The organism is Nonomuraea sp. NPDC049028 (assembly GCF_043197735.1).
Lineage (GTDB): Bacteria > Actinomycetota > Actinomycetes > Streptosporangiales > Streptosporangiaceae > Nonomuraea.
The window spans coordinates 868,548-890,486 of record NZ_JBICTR010000002.1; the positions used below are offsets into that span (position 1 = coordinate 868,548).

General features: G+C 69.9%; 23 protein-coding genes, 1 tRNA gene and 1 riboswitch. Of the genes, 7 read left to right on the forward strand and 17 right to left on the reverse strand.

Going from position 1 to position 21,939, the window contains the following annotated elements; genetic code table 11:
- Window positions 1-84: 84 nt before the first annotated feature.
- Entirely contained in the window at window positions 85-3,882 is a 3,798-nt protein-coding gene (locus tag ACGFJ2_RS10125) for a S8 family serine peptidase (protein WP_393466699.1), read from the forward strand.
- 31 nt (window positions 3,883-3,913) lie between these two features.
- Here ACGFJ2_RS10125 and ACGFJ2_RS10130 read toward each other — a convergent pair.
- Together ACGFJ2_RS10130 and bcp are read right to left on the reverse strand one after the other, a co-directional pair.
- Window positions 3,914-3,996: transfer RNA gene (locus ACGFJ2_RS10130), tRNA-Leu, on the reverse strand.
- Window positions 3,997-4,086: 90 nt separating this feature from the next.
- A complete protein-coding gene (gene bcp, locus ACGFJ2_RS10135; RefSeq protein ID WP_393466702.1) occupies window positions 4,087-4,560 on the reverse strand; it encodes a thioredoxin-dependent thiol peroxidase in 474 nt (157 codons plus the stop codon).
- A gap of 143 nt (window positions 4,561-4,703) precedes the next feature.
- Between bcp and ACGFJ2_RS10140 the strand changes: the two genes are divergently transcribed.
- The gene (locus ACGFJ2_RS10140; RefSeq protein WP_357942799.1) at window positions 4,704-5,036 is read left to right on the forward strand and encodes a DUF3618 domain-containing protein; all 333 of its coding nucleotides are present in this window, start codon (window positions 4,704-4,706) and stop codon (window positions 5,034-5,036) included.
- Window positions 5,037-5,043: 7 nt separating this feature from the next.
- Here the strand turns inward: ACGFJ2_RS10140 and ACGFJ2_RS10145 are convergent, their stop codons facing one another.
- The gene (locus ACGFJ2_RS10145; protein ID WP_393466705.1) at window positions 5,044-6,237 is read right to left on the reverse strand and encodes an amino acid deaminase/aldolase; all 1,194 of its coding nucleotides are present in this window, start codon (window positions 6,235-6,237) and stop codon (window positions 5,044-5,046) included.
- A gap of 134 nt (window positions 6,238-6,371) precedes the next feature.
- Between ACGFJ2_RS10145 and ACGFJ2_RS10150 the strand changes: the two genes are divergently transcribed.
- Both ACGFJ2_RS10150 and ACGFJ2_RS10155 read left to right on the forward strand, forming a co-directional pair.
- On the forward strand, window positions 6,372-6,971 hold the full coding sequence (locus ACGFJ2_RS10150) for a DUF6286 domain-containing protein (protein WP_357942803.1): 600 nt from the start codon (window positions 6,372-6,374) through the stop codon (window positions 6,969-6,971).
- Between the two features lie 58 nt (window positions 6,972-7,029).
- Window positions 7,030-7,530, forward strand: a complete 501-nt coding sequence (locus tag ACGFJ2_RS10155; protein ID WP_357942805.1) for a hypothetical protein — start codon at window positions 7,030-7,032, stop codon at window positions 7,528-7,530.
- A 5-nt stretch (window positions 7,531-7,535) separates the two neighbouring features.
- Here ACGFJ2_RS10155 and ACGFJ2_RS10160 read toward each other — a convergent pair whose 3' ends face one another.
- The 5 genes from ACGFJ2_RS10160 to ACGFJ2_RS10180 form a co-directional block, all read right to left on the reverse strand.
- Entirely contained in the window at window positions 7,536-8,084 is a 549-nt protein-coding gene (locus ACGFJ2_RS10160; protein WP_393466709.1) for a MerR family transcriptional regulator, read from the reverse strand.
- A gap of 10 nt (window positions 8,085-8,094) precedes the next feature.
- Complete coding sequence (locus tag ACGFJ2_RS10165; RefSeq protein ID WP_393466712.1) at window positions 8,095-8,967, reverse strand: SDR family NAD(P)-dependent oxidoreductase; 873 nt, start codon at window positions 8,965-8,967, stop codon at window positions 8,095-8,097.
- Window positions 8,968-9,045: 78 nt separating this feature from the next.
- The gene (locus ACGFJ2_RS10170) at window positions 9,046-9,303 is read right to left on the reverse strand and encodes a Txe/YoeB family addiction module toxin (RefSeq protein WP_393466715.1); all 258 of its coding nucleotides are present in this window, start codon (window positions 9,301-9,303) and stop codon (window positions 9,046-9,048) included.
- 234 nt (window positions 9,304-9,537) lie between these two features.
- Window positions 9,538-10,137 (reverse strand): transposase, encoded by a 600-nt coding sequence (locus ACGFJ2_RS10175; protein ID WP_393467011.1) that lies wholly within the window; start codon window positions 10,135-10,137, stop codon window positions 9,538-9,540.
- Between the two features lie 76 nt (window positions 10,138-10,213).
- Window positions 10,214-11,122 carry an SDR family NAD(P)-dependent oxidoreductase gene (locus ACGFJ2_RS10180; RefSeq protein WP_357942813.1) on the reverse strand — a complete coding sequence of 303 codons (909 nt, stop codon included), beginning with the start codon at window positions 11,120-11,122 and terminating at the stop codon, window positions 10,214-10,216.
- An 87-nt stretch (window positions 11,123-11,209) separates the two neighbouring features.
- Here ACGFJ2_RS10180 and ACGFJ2_RS10185 point away from each other — a divergent pair, with 87 nt between their 5' ends.
- Window positions 11,210-12,046, forward strand: a complete 837-nt coding sequence (locus tag ACGFJ2_RS10185) for a helix-turn-helix transcriptional regulator (protein ID WP_357942815.1) — start codon at window positions 11,210-11,212, stop codon at window positions 12,044-12,046.
- 316 nt (window positions 12,047-12,362) lie between these two features.
- On the opposite strand, the gene ACGFJ2_RS10190 is transcribed toward ACGFJ2_RS10185, so the two are convergent.
- The 8 genes from ACGFJ2_RS10190 to ACGFJ2_RS10225 all read right to left on the reverse strand — a co-directional run bounded on the left by ACGFJ2_RS10190 (window position 12,363) and on the right by ACGFJ2_RS10225 (window position 20,053).
- Entirely contained in the window at window positions 12,363-12,563 is a 201-nt protein-coding gene (locus tag ACGFJ2_RS10190; protein ID WP_393466719.1) for a hypothetical protein, read from the reverse strand.
- A gap of 45 nt (window positions 12,564-12,608) precedes the next feature.
- Window positions 12,609-13,985 carry an L-serine ammonia-lyase gene (locus ACGFJ2_RS10195; RefSeq protein WP_393466722.1) on the reverse strand — a complete coding sequence of 459 codons (1,377 nt, stop codon included), beginning with the start codon at window positions 13,983-13,985 and terminating at the stop codon, window positions 12,609-12,611.
- Between the two features lie 52 nt (window positions 13,986-14,037).
- Window positions 14,038-14,427, reverse strand: a complete 390-nt coding sequence (gene gcvH, locus ACGFJ2_RS10200) for a glycine cleavage system protein GcvH (RefSeq protein WP_357942820.1) — start codon at window positions 14,425-14,427, stop codon at window positions 14,038-14,040.
- Window positions 14,424-15,509, reverse strand: coding sequence for a glycine cleavage system aminomethyltransferase GcvT (gene gcvT / locus ACGFJ2_RS10205; protein WP_357942822.1), 1,086 nt, complete (start codon window positions 15,507-15,509; stop codon window positions 14,424-14,426). The genes gcvH and gcvT overlap by 4 nt, the downstream gene beginning before the upstream one ends.
- 130 nt (window positions 15,510-15,639) lie before the next feature.
- A riboswitch (glycine riboswitch) is annotated at window positions 15,640-15,737 on the reverse strand.
- Window positions 15,738-15,829: 92 nt separating this feature from the next.
- Window positions 15,830-16,519 carry a gamma-glutamyl-gamma-aminobutyrate hydrolase family protein gene (locus ACGFJ2_RS10210; RefSeq protein ID WP_393466727.1) on the reverse strand — a complete coding sequence of 230 codons (690 nt, stop codon included), beginning with the start codon at window positions 16,517-16,519 and terminating at the stop codon, window positions 15,830-15,832.
- A gap of 38 nt (window positions 16,520-16,557) precedes the next feature.
- Window positions 16,558-17,322, reverse strand: coding sequence for a 3-oxoacyl-ACP reductase (locus ACGFJ2_RS10215; protein WP_357942825.1), 765 nt, complete (start codon window positions 17,320-17,322; stop codon window positions 16,558-16,560).
- Between the two features lie 5 nt (window positions 17,323-17,327).
- A complete protein-coding gene (locus ACGFJ2_RS10220; protein ID WP_357942827.1) occupies window positions 17,328-18,671 on the reverse strand; it encodes an aldehyde dehydrogenase family protein in 1,344 nt (447 codons plus the stop codon).
- A gap of 5 nt (window positions 18,672-18,676) precedes the next feature.
- Window positions 18,677-20,053: a glutamine synthetase family protein gene (locus ACGFJ2_RS10225; RefSeq protein WP_393466731.1), complete on the reverse strand. Its 1,377-nt coding sequence runs from the start codon at window positions 20,051-20,053 to the stop codon at window positions 18,677-18,679.
- A gap of 108 nt (window positions 20,054-20,161) precedes the next feature.
- On the opposite strand from ACGFJ2_RS10225, the gene ACGFJ2_RS10230 reads away from it, so the two are divergent.
- Window positions 20,162-20,866, forward strand: coding sequence for a FadR/GntR family transcriptional regulator (locus tag ACGFJ2_RS10230; RefSeq protein WP_393467014.1), 705 nt, complete (start codon window positions 20,162-20,164; stop codon window positions 20,864-20,866).
- A gap of 64 nt (window positions 20,867-20,930) precedes the next feature.
- Window positions 20,931-21,686, forward strand: coding sequence for a hypothetical protein (locus tag ACGFJ2_RS10235; protein ID WP_393466734.1), 756 nt, complete (start codon window positions 20,931-20,933; stop codon window positions 21,684-21,686).
- Here the strand turns inward: ACGFJ2_RS10235 and ACGFJ2_RS10240 are convergent.
- Complete coding sequence (locus tag ACGFJ2_RS10240; RefSeq protein ID WP_393466736.1) at window positions 21,683-21,871, reverse strand: hypothetical protein; 189 nt, start codon at window positions 21,869-21,871, stop codon at window positions 21,683-21,685. The two genes, ACGFJ2_RS10235 and ACGFJ2_RS10240, sit on opposite strands and share 4 nt — an antisense overlap.
- Window positions 21,872-21,939 lie beyond the last annotated feature (68 nt).

Here is a 21,939-nt window from a genome sequence, read left to right on the forward strand (position 1 = left end):
TCGCCAGACGAGACCTATGGACCGGAACGCCCCCAGATCACTAGGAATTGGGTCGGCACATTTCTCGCCTTCTGGAGGTGGCCGATGAGGCCCAGGCGTTGGACAGCGGTGGCCGCCTCCCTGGCGGTGGCCGCGGTCACCACGATCACCGGTACGGGCGCGCGGGCGGACGCTCCGGCGCTCGCGCGGACCGACCGCGCTCCGGCTCTGGCGCCGGACCCCGCCAAGCACGGCTACGACATCACGCTGATCACCGGCGACCAGGTGCACGTCGCCGTCGCCGCCGACGGCCGCCAGAAAGCGAGCGTCACCGCCGCCCCGCGCGGGGACGGGCCGCCGGCCCGTTTCCGGATCACCGAGGACGCCGGGCAACTCACCGTGCTGCCCAGCGACGTGGAGGGGCTGGTCCCCGGCCGCCTCGACCCCGAGCTCTTCAACGTGACCGCCCTCGCCGCGCAGGGCTACACCGACGAGCGGTCGGACGCCATCTCCCTCATCGTCACGTACGGGAAACAGAGCGCGATGCCGGCCGTCCCCGCGCTGAAGGCGGTCCGCACGCTGGAGAGCATCGGCGGTTCGGGCGTCCGGTTGGCCAAGAGCGCGGCGCGGGGCTTCGGCGGTGAGCTGTCCGCGCTGGCCACGGGCCGTACGAAGAGCCCGCTCGACGGCGTCACCAAGATCTGGCTGGACCGCAAGGTGGAACCGGCGCTGGACCGCAGCGTGCCGCAGATCGGCGCGCCGGCCGCGTGGTCGGCGGGCTACGACGGCGCGGGCACGACGGTCGCGGTCCTGGACACCGGCGTCGACACCGGGCACCCGGACCTGGCGGGGAAGGTCGCCGACGAGCGCGACTTCACCGACAGCGGCAGCGCCACCGACGAGTTCGGGCACGGTACGCACGTCGCCGACATCATCGCGGGCAGCGGCGCGGCCTCCGGCGGCTCGCGCAAGGGCGTCGCGCCCGGCGTCAAGCTGCTCAACGGCCGGGTCCTGGACGCCAACGGCGAAGGGCTCAGCTCCTGGATCATCGACGGGATGGAATGGGCGGCGGGGGAGAAGCACGCCGACATCGTGAACATGAGCCTGGGCGACCCCAGCCCCGGCGGGCCGCTCACCGACGCCCTGGGCGCGCTGTACGCGGGCTACGGAACGCTGTTCGTGGTGGCGGCGGGCAACAGGGGCTGCGAAGCCTGCGTCGGGAGCCCGGGAGACGCTCCCGCCGCGCTGACCGTGGGCGCGGTCGACGGCCAGGACCGGCTGGCCGAGTTCTCCAGCTTCGGACCCGTCGGGCTGGAACGCGCGGTCAAGCCCGACATCACCGCGCCGGGCGTCGGCATCGTCGCGGCGCGGGCGAAGGGCACCTCGCTCGGCGAGCCGGTGGACGAGCACTACACCCGCCTGTCCGGCACCTCCATGGCCACCCCGCACGTCGCCGGGGCCGCCGCGCTCCTGCGGCAGTCACGCCCCGGCATCTCGGCCGGGGAGCTGAAGTCCCTGCTCATGGGTACGGCCAAGCCCATGCCCGACACCCCGGTGGACAAGCGGGGCACCGGCCGGGTGGACGTGGCCACGGCGCTCGGGGAGCCGGTGCTGACCGCCGAGGGCGCGGTCGACTTCGGGCTGTCCGAGCTGTCCTCCGGCCCGCCGGTCACCCGCGAGGTCACCTACCGCAATCCCGGCAAGACCCCGGTCACCCTCGGCCTGGCCACCGGCGGCCCGTTCAGCGTCTCGCCCGCCGAGCTGTCCCTGCCCGGCGGGGCGCAGGCCACGGTGCGGCTCACCCTCGACCCGGCCAAGGCGCAGGCGGGGCGGCAGCGCGCGGAGCTCGTCGCGACGCCGCGCCAGGGGCCGCCGATCCGTACCTCGCTGACCGGCAACGTCGAGGTCAAGCGGGTCCGGCTGCGGGTGAGCGGGATCGCCAGGGACGGCCGCCCCGCGCAGGCGTACGCCGCCGCGCTGAACGTGGACGACGGGACCCGCGACGGCCGCGAGATGCCCGGGGATCCGGTGCGGCGGTGCGAGAGCGACCCGGGTGCCTCGTGCGTGCTGGTGCCGCCCGGCACCTACTCCGTGCTCGGCGTCATCAACACCCTGCGCCCGTCGGTCGACAGCATGGCCTACGCCGACCGCGGCACCGTGCTCAACCTGAGCTTCACCGGTGAGCCCGAGCTGAAGGTCACCGGTGACACCAAGGTCGTGCTCGACGCCCGCAAGGCGGTCGAGATGCGGGTCGACACGCCCGACCACGTGACCAAGCGGAACAGGGGCACCGCGACCAAGCTCATCTGGACCCGCGCGCCCGTCAAGGGCACGCCCCTCACCGAGACGGTCCTCCAGGACGAGAGCGCCGACGAGACGTACTACCTGCAGCCCACGAAGCGCGTCACCAAGGGCCGGTTCGCCCTCGCCACCCGCTGGCACCTGGAGGCCCCCGCCATCACCCTGAGGACCGCCGGGCTGGAGCTGAACCCCGACTACGTCGACCCCGTCTGGTTCAGCGACGTGTCGGCCGACTTCCCCCGCCTCGACGGCTCCGCGCTGCTCCTGGCCGTGGACGCCGGGACCGGCACACCCGCGGACCTCAAGGGCCGTGACCTGCGCGGCCGGCTCGCGCTGATCCGCCGCACGGCCGACCTGACGGTCGCCGCCCAGTCCAACGCCGCCGCGGCGGCCGGGGCCCGGATGGTCGCGGTGTACGGAGACCTGCCGGTGTCCGAGAGCGGGGTGAAGCTGAAGGTCCCGACCGTCGCGCTCACCGGCAAGGAGGGCGCCCGGCTGGCCGAACGGCTGCGCAAACTGCCGGTGCCGGTCCTGGCCAAGGGCGTCGTGGCCAGTCCGTACGTGTACGACCTGTACCTCAGCGAGGAGGGCGGGATCAGGGACCGGCCCGACCACACCCTGCGGGCGAAGTCCCTGGCCCGGGTGGACTCGGACTTCTTCAGCCAGCTCGCCGACGACGTGACGCTCTCCGAGAACCGCTTCGGCTGGCAGCCGTGGGAGACCACCTCCTGGGACACCGGCCGGCCCGTCCCGCGTACGCCGCGCGACCGGGTCGACTACCTCACCGCCGGTCCCGAGGTGCGCTGGAGCAGCAGCATGGAGACGCCGGAGCGGCCGTACAACTACACGTGGGAGCACGACCAGGCCCACATCGGCGTCGCGGGCCCCGACGACGCGCCCTTCCGGGCCGGGGAGCGGATCGGCCGCACCTGGTTCAAGCAGCCGCTGCTGCCCGGCCCGGGTAAGGTTCGGCCGCTGCGCAGGGAGGGCGACCTGCTCCAGGTCGACATGTGGGGGCTCATCGACGCGGGGCGGAACACCGGCGTCGCCCAGACCGACAACTTCGAGACCGGCATGAAGACCGGCTGGCGGTTGTACCAGGGGGACACGCTGCTGGCGCAGACCGAGCGGCGCCCCCAGGGGATACTGCTCCTGCCGGCCGCCGCCGCCACGTATCGGATGGAGTACGACGTCGAGAACCGCGCCACCTGGGCCCGGCTGTCGACCAGGACGAAGACGGCGTGGACGTTCCCGTCACAGCACGACGCCGGGTCGGGCACGACGGTCCCGCTGCTGCTCGCCGACTATGACGTGGCGACGGACCTGAAGAACCAGGCCACCTCGCCGCGGCTCGGCCTGACCCTGCGCCACCAGGACGGCTCGGCGGCCGCCCCGATCAAGGACGTGTCGCTGGAGGTGTCGTACGACGACGGCGCCTCGTGGCGCGCGGTCCGGCGGCTCACCTCGAAGGGGAACGGCGCCTACGAGGCCACGCTGGACCGGCCGCGGTCCGCCGCAGTCGTCTCGTTGCGCCTCAAGGCCACCGACACGCGCGGGGCGAGCCTGTCGCAGGAGGTGATCAGGGCGTACGCGCTGAGGTAGCCCGAGGAGGCTGAGGTAGCCGAGGAGGAGGTGCGGGCGGGGGGACTCGAACCCCCACAGTGTCGCCACCAACAGGACCTAAACCTGCCGCGTATGCCATTTCGCCACGCCCGCGCAGCCCCTGCCAGAGCGGGCCTGAGCCGAGTTTAGCGTCCCGGCAGTGCGCTGGGGGCCCGTCGCATGACCGGACGGGCCCCTGGCCTATCAAGCCAGGCCGAGCTTCTTCTTCAGGCTCGCCACGTGACCGGTCGCCTTCACGTTGTAGAGAGCTTGCTCGATCTTGCCGTCGGCGTCGATGACGAAGGTCGAGCGGATCACGCCGACGACCTCCTTGCCGTACAGCTTCTTGGTGCCGTAAGCCCCGTACGCCTTGTGCACGTCGAGCTCGGGATCCGACAGGAGCGGGAAGGTGAGCGAGTCACGCTCGGCGAACTTAACCAGCTTGGCCGTCTTGTCCTTCGACACGCCGAGCACCACGAAACCCTCGGCGGTCAGCTGGCCGAGGTTGTCGCGGAAGTCGCACGCCTGCTTGGTGCAGCCCGGCGTCATCGCGGCGGGGTAGAAATAGAGAATCACCCGCCGGCCGCGGTAGGTCTCGAGGGAGACGGTCTCGCCGTCGGCGGCGGGAAGGGTGAACTCGGGCGCGGCGTCGCCGGGCGCGAGCTTGGTTTCGGTCATGGGGCCCTCCAGAGTTCGTCGTGCAAAACCTACCGGCCTGCCCGGAGTGCCGGGCGGGTCGCCGACCTGACAGACTGATCAGCGAAGAGCGCTTCAACGATCACCGGGCGGAGCTCGCACGGAGCGCGGCCGAAAGGAGAGCCATGGCTGACACCGATCCCGACGAGCTGGAGCGGCGGATCGCGCGGACGCGCGCGGAGTTGGCGGACACGGTCGACGCCATCGCCGACCGGGTGAGCCCCAAGCGGGTCGCCGAGCGCACGGTGGCGGATGTGAAGACGCGGGCGAGCAATCTGGTGACCTCGGTCGGCGACGCGCTCGGGGTGACGCAGCGCCCCGTCGAGTACGCCGACGACCCCGACCAGCTGTGGGCCGAGGAGCGTCCCAGCCTGGCACCGGTGCTGATCGGCGTGGGGGTCGTGCTGGTGGTCGGCGCCGCCATCACCCTCTGGCGCCGCCGTCGCCGCCGCTTCTAACGCGGCGTCAGAGGAACGTCCGGCCCTCCCCCCGGTACGTCGGGGCGGTCTCCACGACGGTGTCCCCGTCGACGAGGTGCAGCTCGCTGAAGCGCTCGCACATCTCGCCCGCCTTGGCGTGCCTGAACCAGACCCGGTCGCCCACCCGCAGATCCCGGGCCGCCTGACCGAGCAGCGGCGTCTGCACCTCACCCGCACCCTCGTCCCGCGTGTAACGAAGCCCGGCGGGCAGGTACGGCTGCGGCAGCAGACTCGTCCCCGGCCGCCCGGAGGCCAGATAGCCGCCCCCGAGCACCGTCACCGCGTCCGGCCCCGGCCGCCGCACGACCGGGAGCGCGAACAGCGCGGCCGGCCGGCCGGTGAAGGCGCGGTAGAAGTCGAAGAGCCGCGGATGGAAGAACCCGGAGCCCGCCGCCACCTCGGTGATCGCCTTCTCCCGCACGGTCCGCTCGACGGAGCCGGTGCCGCCGCCGTTGACGAACTCCAGGTCGCAGACCTGCCGGACGGCGTTCACGAGGCGGCCGCGGCGCAGGACCAGCTCGCGGGCCGACAGGCTCTGCATGATCCGGATGGCCCGGACATACGCGGCGTTGCCCGGCTGGTCATCGCCGACCCCCGCGATCTGCCCCTCGTACGCCATCAGACCCGCCAGACGGAAGCCGGGCCGCTTGGCGATGTCGGCGGCCAGGTCGGCGGCCTGCTCGGGCTCGCGGATCGTGGAGCGCAGGGTCCCCGCCCGGAATCTGCCGCCCAGGGCGACATATCCCGCGTCGAGGTCCATCGATAACCGGATCTCCGCCCGTGAACGGACCGCCGCCACCGCGTCGTCGACGTAGTCGAGATGCTCGGCGGCGTCGATGGTCAGCGTGATCTCACCGGCCGCCCGCGCGTCCCCGGCCAGCGTCGCGAGCGCCTGCCTGTCGGCCGTCGGGTAGGCCACGAGTACGTCGGTGAACCCCCGCTCGACCAGCCAGAGCGCCTCGGGCAGCGTGAAGGCCATGATGCCCTGGAAGCCGTCCATGGCCAGGATGCGTTCCATGACCGAGCGGCAGCGGATCGACTTGCTCGCCACCCGGATCGGCTTGCCGGCCGCCCGCCGTACGAGATCGGCCGCGTTGGCGCGTATGGCCGCGAGATCGAGGATCGCCAACGGCGGCTCGAGCGCTCTGGTTGCGCTGTCATAGCGGCGGAGATCGTTCATAAAGGCAGCTTAACGACATATCGGGCGAATGAATATGAGGGCAGTTCATCTTAATTGCGGCCCTCGTAATGATCCTGCAAACCGGCGGCGAGGGCATGGTCCGGACCATGCCCGATCCGTGTACCTGTGGCGTTGTGACCACCCTCCAGCAGATACTGTCCGGCGCCGGGATCGTCGCGCAGGAGAGCCCGCTGCGCAGGTCGGGCCGGGTGCTCAGACCGGCGCGTACGCCCGCCGGGACCGTCGTGGCACTCACGCTGACCGCCGGGCTGTGGCTCGCCGCCGCCGAGGTGGTCTCCGCCTTGCTGGGCCGGCCGCTCGGCTGGCTGCCGGTGTCCGACCTCCTCGACCTCGCGGCCCATCGGGCGTGGGGGCAGCTGTCCCTGCCCGCCGTGGTGACCATGGCCGTGGGGGTCGTGATGTTGCTGCTGGCCGCCGTACCCGGCCGGTGCAGGCTCGTGCCGGTCGAGACGTCCGACCCGCTGATCGTCATCGGCATCACCCGGGCCGGCCTCCGCCGTACGCTGCGGGCCGTCGCCCAGGAGGTCGACGGCGTGCAACGAGCGCGGGTACGGCTGCGCAGGCGGACGATCGAGGTCGTGGTCATCACCGGCCCGGAGAGCTCCGGTTCGATGCTCAAGCAGGTCGGCACCGCGGTCGGTGACCGGTTGGCGGGCGTGGGCACCCTGGCCGCGGGCGAGGTCGTCGTACGGCTGCGCCGGAGAGGGCTGTGATGCGGCCGTACGTGGGCAACCGGATGCGGCAGTGCGTGGGCAACCGGAGGGGGCTGTGATGCGGCAGTACGCGGGTAACCGGATCGGCCTGGCCGTGGTCGGCGGGCTGCTGCTGCTCCTGGGCGGCTACGCCTGGCTGCGCGGCAAGGACAAGCTGCCGGGCATGTCACCGCGCGCCAAGGTGCTGCCGGACCGGACCGCCCAGACGATCGCCGACCAGACCTGGGCCTTGTGGCTGGTGGCGCTGGTCATGCTGGTACTGGCGTTGGTGACGTTCCGCTGGCTGCTGCTCTGCCTCGGGTGGGGCCGCCGCGGCACCCGTAGCGGCACGGGTACGGCCATGCTCTGTATCGGCCTCAAGGACGTGGAGGGTCTCACCGGGGTCAGCGCCCGCGTGGTCGGAGACGCCGCCCGCCTGCGCATCTCCCTCTGCTGCCCCGCCTCGGCCGACGTCGGCGCGGTGGTCCACAAACTGGACCGGGAGATCGTCAGCCGGATCCGCCGAGAGGTCCGCGACGACGAGGTCGGCACCGTGGTCCGGGTCCACGTCCGCCGCTGACGGCGTCAGTCCGCCGGTAGTGCCCGTCGCGGCGGCTCGTGCGGCAGTGCGGTGCGGTCCGCGCCGGCGATGGCGTCGAGGGCCTGAACGTCCGGCCCGGTCGAGCCCCCATACGTGGCGATCTTGTACTCGACCGCCGTGAGGGAGAGGGTCAGCTCACGGATCCGGCGGCGGATGGTGTCGCGATGCTCGATCAGCAGGTCGAGCCGCTCGGGTGTGGTGTGCTGCCCGGCGTCGACGAGCGAGATGTAGTGCTGCAGGTCGCGCATCGGCATGCCGGACAGCCGCATCCGGGTGAGGAACACCAGGCGCCGCACCGCCTGGGCGTCGTAGACGCGATGACCGTTGCCGTCGCGGGCCACCTCGACCAGCCCGGCCCGCTCGTAGTAGCGCAGCGTGTGGGGCGAGATGTCGAGCAGGTCGGCGAGCTCGGCGATCGTCATCGACTCGGGTACGTCGGCCAGGTCGGTGAGGCGGTGGATCGCCTCGACCGACAGCGGGCCGTCGTCCCCGAGCGTTTCGAGCGCCCTGGTCATCAGTTCGTCGGTGGCCATGACAACCAGCTTAAATCGGGCGTACCGCCGCCGGGACACCCTCGAAGTCGGCGCTGCGGGAGGTCTCGGCCCACCGCTCGACCTCGTCCAGGCCGCGCCGGTACGCACCCGAGATGCGCTCGACCGCCTCGCGCCCGAGCGGCAGCCGCAGCGGCACCTCGTCACTGTGCGCGAGGGAGACGATGATCTCGGCCGCCCGCGCCGGGTCTCCTTCCTGGAGGCCGTCGGCCCCGGCCATGTCCGCCCGGACAGCGGCGAGCAGGCCACGGTAGGTCTCGGACTCCTCGACGAACTCCAGCACGTCGCCGGCGTGGAAGCCGGTCCTGAACCGGCTGGGCTCGACGATCATCACCCGGATCCCGAGCGGCGCGACCTCCCCGGCCAGGGCCTCGGACCAGCCTTCGAGGGCGAACTTCGACGCGGAGTACGCCGACACGCCGGGGAAGGACATCCGCCCACCCTGGCTGCTCATCTGCACGATCGTGCCGGTGCCCCGCGCGTGCATCGCGGGCAGCGCCGCGCGGACGAGCGCGGCCGGGCCGAACAGGTGCAGGTCCATCAGCTCACGCAGCTGCGCGTCGCCGATCTCCTCGACCGCGCCGACCATGCCCCGGCCCGCGTTGTTGACGAGCACGTCGAGCTGTCCGAAGTGGTCGAGGGTGTCCCGTACGAGGTCCGCGGCGGCGGTGGTGTCCCGGACGTCGAACGTGGCGATCAGGCAGGCGTCCGGGTAGGCGGCCTTCAGGTCGGCCACGCTCTCGGGCCGGCGTACCGCCGCCACCACGTGGTCGCCCGCCGCGAGCGCCGCCTCCGCGAGTGCGCGCCCGAGCCCGCGGGACGCGCCGGTGATGATCCAGGTCTGTGTCTGTGTCTGTGTCGTCATGTCGGCGACGCTATGGCTTTGAGCGCGCTCGAACGCAAACTCGCTTCCAGGCGCGCGGTCCGCACGGGAATCGGCTTTCTACTCGTAGCGGTAGCGGGCCTGCAGGACGACGATCTCGTCGTCCATGGGCAGGTACACCAGGCGGTGCTCCTCGGTGATGCGCCGCGACCATGCGCCAGCGAGCGCGTACTTGAGCGACTCAGGCTTCCCGATCCCCTCGAAGGGGTCGCGCGACGCGTCCTCGATGAGCCGGTTGATCCGCTTGAGGAGCTGCCGGTCGGCAGTCTGCCAATGGACGTAGTCCGCCCAGCCCTGGCTGGTGAAGGCGACCTTCACCGGGGAGCCTCGTCGTCCAGTAGCTCGTAGCGCTCGTGGCGTCCAGTGACCGCCTCCTGGTACGACTCGATCAGCCGACGGGCGTTGGCGGGGGAACGTAGCAGGTAGGCCGTCTCGCGAGGTCTCCTGGTACTTGTCCAGTATGTCCGCTCCGGTCTGGCGCATCGTCTTGATTGGCCTTGTCCATTCATGTGGTCGGTACACCCCGCCGATCGCCGTCTGTTGTGGGGCTCTTCACAGTCGAGGGTGTAGTTGCGGTCTGAAGCCGCCGGTTTCGAGCAGGGATCTGGCGATGTAGTTGGTGAGGTTGCGGAATCCGAGGGCGGAGCCGCGGAGGTGTTCGAGTTGGCCGTTGATCGCTTCGGTCGGGCCGTTGCCGCGGATGGGCGTCAGGTCGGTGATCACGGTCACGTACTTGTCGCCGCGGCGGGTGTGGCGCCACACATGTTCGTCCACCCCGATTACCGTGACGCCGTCGAACCGGCCGGGATCATCGATCAGCACCCGCTTGCCCTCGGCCAGGGCAGCATCGTTGGCGGTGTTCCATGCGACTCCGAGGCCCTCGGCGACACGGGCGACAGTGAGGTGCTGGACGAGGGTCGTGGGGCGCCAGCCCAACGGCTCGTGCGCCAACCGCCGGGTCACGGTGTCACGTGGCGTCCCTTCGCATCCGCAGCGCCGGCACCACTGGTCGGGCTCGACCACCCGACACGCCAGCACCGCGCGATCCGGTTCGAGCCGCTGCCCGATGACTTCGAGGCCGAGCACGTCGAGCCGGCAGAAGGTGGTCAGGTCAGGGCAGCCGAAGCTTCGGTCAGGGGCAGCGTCAGGCACGGCGAGTTGTCGCGTCCGGGCCCGCCGCCGAAGGTCGCTCACGTGTGCTTTCACTGGGCGTTGGGCCTTTGCGAGGCTAACCTTGATGACCGGCATCTGGCGCTTCGTCCCTGTCGTTGCCGGCGGGCATGCCGACAAGGCGTGCGCTCTCGCGCCACAAGGCTTCGATGCGGACAGGATCGGTTGTGTGCGAAGCGGTGCTGGTAGCCGTGCGATCCACGAAGAACGAGCCGGTGACTCCCTCGACCGCGGGGTCCGTCGCAAGCCAGAGCGGGGTCTGGGCGCCAGCCTCGCTGGCGGGCGTAAACAGGTTCAGCGTCGAGCCGAAGAGCTTCAGCGCGCCCCGATCGTGCCGGCTTAGGCCGGTTCCCTTGATGATGCCCGGGTGGGCTCCGTTGATGGTCGTGGAGGTGCCGGCGAGGCGCTGGGCCATCGCATAGACGAACATCGTGTTCATGTTCTTGGTCCGGGCATAGGCTACGAACGGCCGGAAGCTGGGCGGCCAGCCGAGTCCCCGTCGAGTCTCGGTATTCAGGTCATCCAGGTCGACCGGCACCCGCGCGAGCGCGCGCGGCGATGCGCCCACGACGATGAATCGCCGCGCAGCTTCTGGCAGGTTCGCTGCGAGCAGGCGCAGCAGGAGGTACGGCGCCAGGTGGTTCACCGCAAGGGTTCGGTGCAGGCCAGCAGGCGTGCGGTCGTCCAGCGGTGCGATCACCGCGGCGTTGCTGACCACCACACTCGGTTGGCGCGGGATCAGTCGCTGGGCCAACGCGCGCACCTCGGCCAGGTCGGCAAAATCGACCGGGTCGATCTCGATGCTCGCCCCGGGGACGGAGTGTGCGACCCGCTCCGACGCCCAGCTCAGGCGCTCCAGGCTGCGCGCGACCATGATGACCGTGGCGCCCGCATCAGCGAGACCGACCGCGATCTGCTCGCCGATGCCTCCGCTTGCCCCGGTGATTACTGCGACTGGGTTCGACATGCCACCAGCGTCCGTGCAACGACCTGGGTCGTTCCAGGTACTACCAGTACCACCCGGTGATCATGCTGCGGGTGCGACAGTGAGGACATGAGTCCCGAACTGTCCCGTGCGTTGCGCTCCTGGCGCGAGCGGGTGACACCGGCCGAGGTCGGAATACCCGACGTTGGGCTTCGGCGGACGCCCGGGCTGCGCCGAGAGGAGCTGGCATCACTCGCTGGGATCTCGGTCGACTACCTCGTCCGGCTCGAGCAGGGACGCGCGCGACACCCCTCACCGCAGGTACTGGGGGCGTTGGCCCGGGCACTGAGGTTGTCCGCTGCGGAACATGACCTGCTCTGGCGCGCGGCCGGCGCACAGACGCCGGCGTCCGGATGCGTCCCGCAGCACGTCGGGCCGGGTGTCGCACGAATCATGGACAGTCTTGCCCACACACCAGTGGCCGTGTTCACCGCGAGCTGGGACCTGGTCGTGGCAAACGCGCTGTGGGTCTCCTTGTTCGAACTAAGCGAGCGGCTACCGACCCGAGAACGGAACTTGGTCTGGCGCCACTTCCGAGACCTGCCGAACCACGTGGTCCACACCAAGGAGGAACACCAGCAGTTCGGACGACAGCTCACTGCCGACCTTCGGCGTGCCACCGCCGTGTACCCGAACGACCGCACCCTCGCCGAGCTGGTCCGAGACCTCCGAGAGAGCAGTCTTGAGTTCGCTGAGCAGTACGACACCTTCGCTCTTACCCCGCGCAGATCACAGCCCAAGACGATCGACAGCCCCGCGGTCGGCCTCGTCACGCTGGACTGCGACGTGCTCACGACACTGGACTCGGACCTCCGAGTAATGGTGTACAGCACTCGACCGGGAACCGACGCCGCCAGCAAGCTCGACCTGCTCCGCGTCGTTGGATCGGCACAGTTCGGGAGCTGACTACACCCTCAACTGCGAAGAGCCTGTTGTGGGCGCCTCATGCGGCCATGGATCACACAGGCAATCAGAGATTTGGACGGACCACTTGAATAGTGATCACTTCCGCACCTTCGTGCAAGGTAACCGTGTACCAGATGGTTACATCGTCGCGGACGAGATTCAGCTCGTAGGCGTCTGGGACGCCGTCCATGGGTCGGCGAGCGTAGGTCGTGGCTCGTCCAGGAGGGTGAAAATGGCGAGCTGAACGGGTCTCCGCAGCACTTCTGGCAGGGCCTCGATCTGTTCCCACGCACGCTCAGGGAAGGCGATACGCCGGTCAGCCACTGATGCCCCACTCGGCGGCCAGCTCGTCGCGCGTGAACGTTCGCAGCCGGCCTGGGTTGGCGGCGTTGTCCATGATGGCTAGCAAGGCCTGCTGGCGTCCCAGCTCTCGGCGCAGCCGCCTGACCTCGGCCTTGAGCGCCTCATATTCGTCACGAGGGACGGTGATGACCTCGTCGCGGTGATGTGCCGTCATGCTCTCACGCTACCTGCTCTCTGCGACGTTCTCAGGTGCCGAATGTCAGCACTCGATCACGTTGACGGCCAGGCCCCCGCGCGAGGTCTCCTTGTACTTGTCGAGCATGTCCTTGCCGGTGTCGCGCATCGTCTTGATGGCCTTGTCCAGGGCGACGAAGTGCCGGCCGTCGCCGCGCAGGGCGATGCGGGCCGCGGCGATGGCCTTGATGGAGGCCACGGCGTTGCGCTCGATGCACGGGATCTGGACCAGACCGCCGATCGGGTCGCAGGTCAGGCCCAGGTTGTGCTCGATGCCGATCTCCGCCGCGTTCTCCACCTGCTCGGGCGTGCCGCCCAGGACCTCTGTGAGGCCCGCGGCGGCCATGGAGCAGGCCGAGCCGACCTCGCCCTGGCAGCCGACCTCGGCGCCCGAGATCGAGGCGTTCTCCTTGAACAGGACGCCGATCGCCGCCGCGGTGAGGAAGAAGCGGACGATGCCGTCGTCGTCGGCGTGCGGGATGAAGCGGGAGTAGTAGGTCAGAACGGCGGGGATGATGCCCGCGGCGCCGTTCGTGGGAGCGGTGACGATGCGGCCGCCCGCGGCGTTCTCCTCGTTGACCGCCAGCGCGAACAGCGACACCCAGTCCATGGCGTGCAGCGGGTCGGTCTTCGGCGACTCGGTCTGCAGGCGGCGGTGGAGGCGGTTCGCGCGGCGCTTGACCTTGAGACCGCCCGGCAGCACGCCCTCCTTGGCGATGCCGCGTTCGACGCACTCGCACATGACCTGCCACAGGTGCAGGATCTGCGCGCGGATCTCGGCGGCGGAGCGGCCGAACGCCTGCTCGTTCTCCAGCATCAGCGCGGAGATGGACAGACCCGTGTTGGAGCAGTGCTTGAGCAGCTCGTCCCCGGTCGTGAAGGGGTAGGGCAGAACGGTGTCGTCAGGCTTGATGCGGTCGGCGCCGGTGGCCTGCTCGTCCACCACGAAGCCGCCGCCGACCGAGAAGTAGACCTTCTCGCGCAGCTTCTCGCCCGATGCGGAGAAGGCGGTGAAGCGCATGCCGTTCGGGTGCTCGGGCAGGGAGATCTTGCGCTCGAAGACGAGGTCCTCGCCCACGACGAAGGGGATCTCGTGCGTGCCGTAGAGCCGGACCGTGCCGGACTCGCGCATCGCGGCCAGGCGCGCGTCGATGGAGTCCACGTCGACGAGTTCGGGCTTCTCGCCCGACAGCCCCAGCAGGACGGCCTTGTCGCTGCCGTGGCCCTTGCCGGTCAGGCCGAGCGAGCCGTACAGGATCGCCTCGACGCGGGCCGTACGCGTGAGCAGGTCGTCGTCGTGCAGACCGCGCGCGAACTTGTGCGCGGCGGCCATGGGACCGCCGGTGTGTGAGCTCGACGGGCCGATGCCGATCTTGAACAGGTCGAAGACGCTGATCGCCATTGATGGGCGCCCTTCAGAAGGGCCGGGGTCCGGCAGGACCCCGGCGGGTGGGTCAGGACTCGCCTGAGGTGAGCGCCGAATACTCCTCGGCGGTGAGCAGGTCCTCGGGGTCGCCTTCCACGCGCACGCGGAACATCCAGCCGTCGCCGTAGGAGTCGCTGTTGGCCAGCGACGGATCGTCCACGACGGCCTGGTTGACCTCGACGATCTCGCCGCCGACGGGGGTGTAGATCTCGCTCACCGACTTGGTCGACTCGACCTCACCCACGGAGTCGCCCGCCTCGACGGTCGAGCCGACCTCCGGAAGCTGCACGAAGACGACATCACCCAGCGCCTCGGCCGCGTAGGCCGTGATGCCGATGGTCACGGTGATGCCGTCGTCGAGCCCGGCCACCCACTCGTGCTCCTTGGTGTAGCTCAGGTCGTCTGGGATGTTGCTCACTTGTTCCTCCTGTAAAAGGGCAGCTCAATGAGGTCCATAGGTTCATGGCTGCCCCGGATGTCCACGGCCAGACCTGCGTCGGCCCCATTGTCGACGTAGGCCATGGCGATGGGCTTACCCAGGGTCTGGGAGGGTGCCCCGCTGGTGACCTCGCCGACGACGGCGCCGTCCTTGGTCACCGGGTATCCGTGGCGCGGCACCCGGCGACCCCGCGCGACCAGTCCGACGAGCCGGCGCCGCGGCGGCGTGTCCTTGACCGCCTCCAGCGCCGACCTGCCGACGAAGTCGCCCGGCTTGTCGAATTTCACCACTCTGCCCAGCCCCGCGTCGAACGGGGTCAGCTCGACGCCGAGCTCGTTGCCGTACAGCGGCATGCCCGCTTCGAGCCTGAGCGTGTCACGGCTGGACAGACCCGCCGCCCGCAGCCCGTACGGCCGGCCGGCCTCGGTCAGCGCGTGCCAGAGCGGGACGGCGTCCTGGTTGGCCACGAACAGCTCGAACCCGTCCTCGCCCGTGTAGCCGGTGCGCGCGATGAGCGCCTGCCGCCCGTCGACCAGACCGGGCAGGCCCGCGTAGTACTTCAGCCCGGCGAGGTCGGCGTCGGTGAGCGTGGCGAGGATCTCCTGCGCGCGCGGCCCCTGGACGGCGATCAGCGCGTACTGCTCCGAGCGATCCTCGACCACCGCGTTGTACGACTTGGCGCGATTTTTCAGCTCTTCCCCGACTTTTTCATAGTTGGAGGCGTTAGCCACCACCATGAACTCCTCGTCCCCGAGCCGGTAGACGATCAGGTCGTCCAGCACCCCGCCATGCTCGTTCACGATCATGGTGTAGCGGGCCCGGCCGGGCGCGAGCGCTGACAGGTGTCCCACCAGCGCGTAGTCGAGTGCCTGACCCGCCTGAGGCCCGGTCACGAAGATCTCGCCCATGTGGGAGAGATCGAACAGCCCGGCCGCCTGGCGCACGGCGTTGTGCTCGGCGGACTCGCTGCCGTAGCGGAGCGGCATCAGCCACCCGGCGAAATCGGTCAATGTCGCGCCGAGGCTCTCGTGGACCTCTCGGAGCGGTGTAGGACGTGACATATGCGCACCTCAGGGCAGGATCGGATGCCAGACATCCTCCCCCTCTGTCATGGGTGCCTGAGAGCTTCGCCCGTAATTTGCCGGACTTTCACCTTCGGCGAGGCCGCCAGGCCTGCTTTCCAGAGGACACCTCGTCCGTGCGGTCCTTTGCCTTGAGAGGTTCGCGGGGAGGGCTTGCTCCTTCAGGGGACCTGGCCGGATGCCAGGACACTCTCCCGCACGGTTTCGACGGTGATGTCCGCAAGCCTAGTGCTGTTATGGGGGAGTTGTCGCGTGCGGATCCGGTCGCTTGGGGCCAAAAGGGCTGTACCGGGGGCGGCTCAGCAGGTGGCGACGAGCGCCTCGAACAGCGCGCAGTCCTTCGCCGCCTCCGGATGCCACTGCACGGCCATGGCGAACGTCTGGGAGTCCAGCTCCACCGCCTCGATCGTGCCGTCGTCGGCCACGGCGGACACGGTCAGGCCGGGCGCGAGCCGGTCGATGGCCTGGTGGTGGTAGTGCGGCACGGCCACCGGCTCGGCCCCGAGCGCCTTGCCGACGAGAGTTCCCGCGACGGGCCGGACGGGCAGGTGGCCGAACTCGCCGGGTGCGGGGGAGTGCCCGGTGTGTCCCACCACATCGGGCAGATGCTGGTGCAGGGTCCCGCCGAGCGCGACGTTGAGCACCTGCATGCCCCGACATATCCCGAGATAGGGCAGGTCGGCCTCAAGAGCCGCCTCGATCACCGCGAACTCCGCCGTGTCCCGAAATTTCCGGATGTAGCCGGTCTGGTCGTGTGGCTCCTGGCCGTACCGCTCGGGCGAGACATCACCACCACCGGCCAGGATCAACCCGTCCAACCGCGCCACCAGCCGGGCGGGCGACCCGGCGGGCGGCAGGATCACCGGCTGCCCGCCGGCCCGGACCACCTGCTCCACGTACATGTACGGCAGCAGGGCGACCGGCAGCTCCCACACGGTGTAGCGGGCAGGCTCGACATAGGACGTGATCCCGATGACGGGTCGCTCCACAACTTCCCTTCCTAAAGTTCCCTTCCTAAAGGTCCTTCCTAAAGAGGCGTGACGTACGCGCCCGAGATGCCGCCGTCGACGAGGAACTCCGAGCCCGTGATGAAGGAGGCGTCGTCGCTGGCCAGGAACGCCACCGCCGCCGCGATCTCCGACGCCTCGGCGAAGCGCCCCACCGGCACGTGCACCAGGCGCCGCGCGGCCCGCTCAGGGTCCTTCGCGAACAGCTCCTTCAGCAGCGGCGTGTTGACCGGCCCCGGGCACAGCGCGTTCACCCGGATCCCCTCGCGCGCGAACTGGACGCCGAGCTCGCGCGACATCGCGAGCACCCCGCCCTTCGAGGCCGTGTACGAGATCTGCGACGTCGCCGACCCCATCACCGCCACGAACGACGCGGTGTTGATGATCGAGCCCTTGCCCTGCCGTTGCATGTACGGGATCGCGTGCTTGCAGCACAGGTAGACGCTCGTCAGATTCACCTCCTGCACCCGCCGCCACGCCTCGATGCCGGTCTCCAGGATCGAGTCGTCCTCGGGCGGCGAGATGCCCGCGTTGTTGAAGGCGATGTCGACGGAGCCATAGGTGTCGTACGCCGTCCGGAACATCCGGACGACGTCGTCCTCGCTGGTCACATCGACCTTGACGAAGAGCCCGCCCACCTCGGAGGCGGCCTTGGTGCCCGCCTCCTCGTCGACGTCGGCGCAGACCACCTTGGCGCCCTCTTCGGCGAACCGCCGCGCGGTGGCCAGGCCGATGCCGCCGCCCGCGCCGGTGATCACGGCGACGCGGTTGTGCAAACGCTGCATGTGTGTCACTCCGTTGAGATGAAGACGTTCTTGGTCTCGGTGAACGCCATGAGGGCGTCCGGGCCCAGCTCCCGGCCGAGGCCGGACTCCTTGAAGCCGCCGAACGGCGTCCAGTGGCGGACCGAGGAGTGCGAGTTCACCGACAGCGCGCCCGCCTCCACGGCTCGCGCGACGCGCAGCGCCCGGCCGACGTCGCGGGTCCAGATGGAGCCGCTCAGGCCGTACGGCGTGTCGTTGGCGATCCGCACCGCCTCCGCCTCGTCCGCGAACGGCACCACCGACACCACCGGCCCGAAGATCTCCTCGGTGAACGCCCGGTCGGTGAGCGCCGGCGTCAGGACCGTCGGCGGGAACCAGAACCCCTTGCCCTGCGGACAGTCGCCCTGCCAGTACGACGGGCCGTCGATAAAGCCGCGCACCCGTTCCAGATGTTCGGCGCTAATCAGGGGGCCCATCTCGGTGCTCTCGTCGAGCGGGTCGCCGACCCTGACATTCTGTACGGCCGGCAGCAGCAGCTCCAGGAACGCGTCGTAGACCTCCGCCTGCACCAGGATCCTGGATCGGGCGCAGCAGTCCTGCCCAGAGTTATCGAAGACGGCATACGGCGCCGTTTTCGCCGCTTTTTCCAGATCCGAGTCCGCAAACACGATATTTGCGGATTTGCCGCCTAGTTCGAGGGTTATCCGCTTTACCTGGGTTGCTGCCTTGGCGGCGATCTCCTTGCCCACCTCGGTCGAGCCGGTGAACACGATCTTGGCCACCTGCGGATGCTCGACCAGGCGGGCCCCCGCGACCTCCCCTGCCCCAGGCAGCACCTGGAGCACCCCCTCGGGGAGGCCCGCGGCGAGGGCCAGCTCGGCCAGCCTCAGCGCGGTCAGCGGGGTCCATTCGGCGGGCTTGACGATCACCGTGTTGCCCGCGGCCAGGGCCGGGGCGACGCCCCAGCTCATGATGAGCATCGGGAAGTTCCAGGGCACGATCACGCCCACCACGCCCAGCGGCTCCTGGAAGGTGATGTCCACGCCACCGGGCACCGGGATCTGCTTGCCGTGGTTGCGCTCGGGGGCGCCGGCGTAGAAGTGCAGCACGTCGCGTACCGCGCCCGCCTCCCAGCGGGCGTTGCCGATCGGGTGGCCGGAGTTCGTGAGCTCCAGCAGGGCCAGCTCCTCCCGGTGCTCGTCCACCAGGTCGGCGAAGCGGCGCAGCAGCCGCGCCCGGTCGCCGGGCGACACGTCGCGCCAACCCTGGTAGGCCCGCCTGGCACGCTCCACGGCCCGGTCGACCTCGGCCGCGTCGGCCAGCTCCACGTCGGCGAGGATTTCCTCCGTCGCCGGATTGATGATCTGCATCGTGCTCACATCCGCTCGAAACCCCGGAACAGCTCCCAGTCCGTGACAGCCGCGTCGAAGGCGGCCAGCTCGATCCGGGCGTTGTTCGCATAGTGCGCCACCACGTCGTCGCCGAACGTCTCCCGCGCCAGCTTCGACCCCTCGAACAGCGCCAGCGCGTCCCGCAACGTGTGGGGCACGGTCTCGGCGCCGGAGTCGTAGGCATTGCCGCCGAACGCGTCCTCCAGCGGCAGCTCCTCGTCGATGCCGCGCAGCCCGGCCGCGATCAGCGCCGACACCGCGAGGTAGGGGTTCACGTCGCCGCCCGGCACCCGGTTCTCGATGCGCAGCGACTCCCCGTGGCCGACGAGCCGGAGCGAGCAGGTGCGGTTGTCCACGCCCCATTTGACGGCCGTGGGGGCGAAGCTGCCGGGGACGTAGCGCTTGTAGGAGTTGATGTTCGGGGCGTAGAAGAGGGTGAGCTCGCGCATGTGGGCCAGCTGCCCGGCGATGAAGCGGGCGCCGAGCTCGGACAGCCCGTGGGGGCCGTCGCCCGCCATCACCGGGTCGCCGTGCACGCTCCGCAACGAGATGTGGATGTGGCAGGAGTTGCCCTCGCGCTGGTTCGGCTTGGCCATGAAGGTGATCGACTTGCCCTCCTGAGCCGCGATCTCCTTGGCGCCGTTCTTGTAGATGGAATGGTTGTCGCAGGTCTTCAGCGCCTCGTCGTAGCGGAAGGCGATCTCGTGCTGGCCCAGGTTGCACTCGCCCTTGGCGGACTCGACGTACAGCCCAGCTCCCTCCATGTCCCGCCTTATCCGGCGAAGGAGGGGTTCGATGCGGGCCGTACCGAGGAGGGAGTAGTCGACGTTGTAGAGGTTCGCGGGGGACATGTCGCGGTACGCGCGCTTCCACGCGTCCTCGTAGCTGTCCTCGTACACGATGAACTCCAGCTCGGTGCCCACGAAGGCGGCCAGGCCGCGGTCGGCGAGCCGGGCGAGCTGCGCGCGCAGGATCTGCCGCGGCGAGGCGGTCACGTCGTCGCCGTTCTCCCAGGTCAGGTCCGCCATGAGCATGACGGTGCCCTCCTGCCACGGAACCCACCGCAACGTGGAAATATCGGGCTTCATCACGAAATCGCCGTAGCCGCGCTCCCACGACGACATCGCGTAGCCGTCGACCGTGTTCATGTCCACGTCCACGGCGAGCAGGTAGTTGCAGCCTTCGGAGCCGTGCCCCAGCACCTCGTTCAGGAAGTAGCGCGCCGACAGCCGCTTGCCCTGCAACCTGCCCTGCATGTCGGCGATGGCGAGCAGCACGGTGTCGACCCGTCCGGCGGCCACCTCGTCACGCAACTCGTCGACGGACAGCGCTCCGGGCTGTGGAAGACCTCGCTCGCTCACAGAAGTTCGCTCGCTTTCCCGCTAATTGGGCTACTCTTAGACCATTGATGTGCATATGGGGATCGCTTGTCAAGACCTGAGGACACGTTGGACGACTCGGCGCGGTTGATGACGGTGTTACGGCCGGTCAGGGCAGGAAACGCCTTCGAGGAGACGGTAGAACGGCTGCTCCAGGCGATCAAGCTCGGCGTGGTCGCGCCGGGCCGGAAACTGCCCCCGGAGCGTGAACTGGCCGTTCAGCTCGGCATCAGCCGGGTGACGCTGCGCGAGGCGATCCGGGCGCTCCAAGACGCCGGTTACCTCGACGTACGGCGCGGCCGATACGGCGGCGCGTTCGTCACCTACGCCCCGCCCCCGCCGGAGAGCGGCGACCTGCGCAGGGTCGTGGCCGACATGGGCACGGCCGACCTCGCCGACGCGCTGACCTTCCGCATGGCGGTCGAATGCGGCGCGGCGGCGGTGCTGGCGGCGGCCACGCTGACCGACGACCAGCGCTCCCTCCTGCGCGGCCGGCTCGCGGCACTCAACAAGGCGGGCATCGGGGACTACCGGCGGCTGGACACGGCCTTCCACCTCTCGATCGCCGAGCTGACCGGCTCCGCCCTGCTCGCCACCGCCTGCGCCGACGCGCGCCTGCGGGTCAGCGACCTCCTCAACGCCATCCCGATGCTCCAGGTGAACCTCGACCACTCCGCCCGCCAGCACGAGGCGATCGTGGCGGCCATCCTGGCGGGCGACCCGGAAGGGGCCCGCCGAGCAGTGGCGGAGCACCTGGAGGGCACGGCGGCGCTGCTGCGCGCGTTCCTGTCTTGAGTTCGTTTCCCGGTCCAAATGGTCAAGGGATGACGATTGGCCTCGTAGCATCGTTTTCAAGGTCATGGGGAACTGGTTCGAGCTGAGCATTGTCGACACGGGACGGCTGCCGCTGTTCTGTTTCTTCGTCGCGCTCATCGGGGCCTTCGTGGCCACCCGCGTCAACGTGCGGCTGATCAGGGCGAAGGTCGGCTGGTTCCGCAACGTCAACGTGGGCGAGATGCACATCCACCACGTGGTGTTCGGGGTCGTGCTCATGCTGGTCGGCGGGGTCAGCGGGCTGATCGTGTCCTCGGCGTCGCAGGTGGCCTACGCCGCGGCGGCCGCCGTCTTCGGGATCGGGTCGGCGCTGGTGCTGGACGAGTTCGCGCTGATCCTGCACCTGCACGACGTGTACTGGGAGGAAGAGGGCCGCACCTCGGTCGACGCGGTGTTCATCGCGGTCGCGATGACGGGGCTGCTGCTCACCGGGCTCCGGCCGCTGTCGTTCGACTACGGGACCCCGGTCAACCCGGGTGCGCTGCTCGTGGCGAACATGGTGCTCGCCGTGATCACCCTGCTGAAGGGAAAGATCTGGACCGGGATAGTGGGCCTGTTCGTGCCCGTGCTGCTGCTGGTGGGCGCGGTGCGGCTGGCCAGGCCCGGGTCTCCGTGGGCCCACCTGTTCTACCAGAAGCGGCGCCCGCGGAGGCTGGCCACGGCCGCGCACCGGGAGGAACGGTGGCGCCGGCCGGTGATCAGGGCCAAGATCGCGGTCCAGGAGTTCGTCTCGGGGCGGCACGACCTGCCCTCCACCCGGCGTGGACGCCGGCAGATCTAGCCCGCGCTGTAGACGGGTTCGTCCCAGTCGACGTGGTGTTCGTAGATCCACCGGCTCGGGTTGTCGCCGGTGCGGGCCATGCGTCTCATGGCGAGGCTCATGATCAGGTCGCGGGGCACGCGGGCGACGGGACCGAGCGTCTTCCAGCCGCCGGTGCGCTTGCCCTGCGCGACGACGCGTTCCACGCGCTCGCGCCGTAGCGAGCCGCAAACCCCCAGCCAGTGGGAACAGTGGCTCAAGGTCACCCGCACCG

What these genes read in the sequence shown, in the direction of transcription:
- ACGFJ2_RS10125 (WP_393466699.1), top strand. Translation starts at nt 85, where the DNA reads ATGAGGCCCAGGCGTTGGACAGCGGTGGCCGCCTCCCTGGCGGTGGCC.
- bcp (WP_393466702.1), bottom strand. Translation starts at nt 4,560, where the DNA reads ATGACCGAAACCAAGCTCGCGCCCGGCGACGCCGCGCCCGAGTTCACC.
- ACGFJ2_RS10140 (WP_357942799.1), top strand. Translation starts at nt 4,704, where the DNA reads ATGGCTGACACCGATCCCGACGAGCTGGAGCGGCGGATCGCGCGGACG.
- ACGFJ2_RS10145 (WP_393466705.1), bottom strand. Translation starts at nt 6,237, where the DNA reads ATGAACGATCTCCGCCGCTATGACAGCGCAACCAGAGCGCTCGAGCCG.
- ACGFJ2_RS10155 (WP_357942805.1), top strand. Translation starts at nt 7,030, where the DNA reads ATGCGGCAGTACGCGGGTAACCGGATCGGCCTGGCCGTGGTCGGCGGG.
- ACGFJ2_RS10160 (WP_393466709.1), bottom strand. Translation starts at nt 8,084, where the DNA reads ATGGCCACCGACGAACTGATGACCAGGGCGCTCGAAACGCTCGGGGAC.
- ACGFJ2_RS10165 (WP_393466712.1), bottom strand. Translation starts at nt 8,967, where the DNA reads ATGACGACACAGACACAGACACAGACCTGGATCATCACCGGCGCGTCC.
- ACGFJ2_RS10180 (WP_357942813.1), bottom strand. Translation starts at nt 11,122, where the DNA reads ATGTCGAACCCAGTCGCAGTAATCACCGGGGCAAGCGGAGGCATCGGC.
- ACGFJ2_RS10185 (WP_357942815.1), top strand. Translation starts at nt 11,210, where the DNA reads ATGAGTCCCGAACTGTCCCGTGCGTTGCGCTCCTGGCGCGAGCGGGTG.
- ACGFJ2_RS10190 (WP_393466719.1), bottom strand. Translation starts at nt 12,563, where the DNA reads ATGACGGCACATCACCGCGACGAGGTCATCACCGTCCCTCGTGACGAA.
- ACGFJ2_RS10195 (WP_393466722.1), bottom strand. Translation starts at nt 13,985, where the DNA reads ATGGCGATCAGCGTCTTCGACCTGTTCAAGATCGGCATCGGCCCGTCG.
- gcvT (WP_357942822.1), bottom strand. Translation starts at nt 15,509, where the DNA reads ATGTCACGTCCTACACCGCTCCGAGAGGTCCACGAGAGCCTCGGCGCG.
- ACGFJ2_RS10215 (WP_357942825.1), bottom strand. Translation starts at nt 17,322, where the DNA reads ATGCAGCGTTTGCACAACCGCGTCGCCGTGATCACCGGCGCGGGCGGC.
- ACGFJ2_RS10220 (WP_357942827.1), bottom strand. Translation starts at nt 18,671, where the DNA reads ATGCAGATCATCAATCCGGCGACGGAGGAAATCCTCGCCGACGTGGAG.
- ACGFJ2_RS10230 (WP_393467014.1), top strand. Translation starts at nt 20,162, where the DNA reads ATGACGGTGTTACGGCCGGTCAGGGCAGGAAACGCCTTCGAGGAGACG.
- ACGFJ2_RS10235 (WP_393466734.1), top strand. Translation starts at nt 20,931, where the DNA reads ATGGGGAACTGGTTCGAGCTGAGCATTGTCGACACGGGACGGCTGCCG.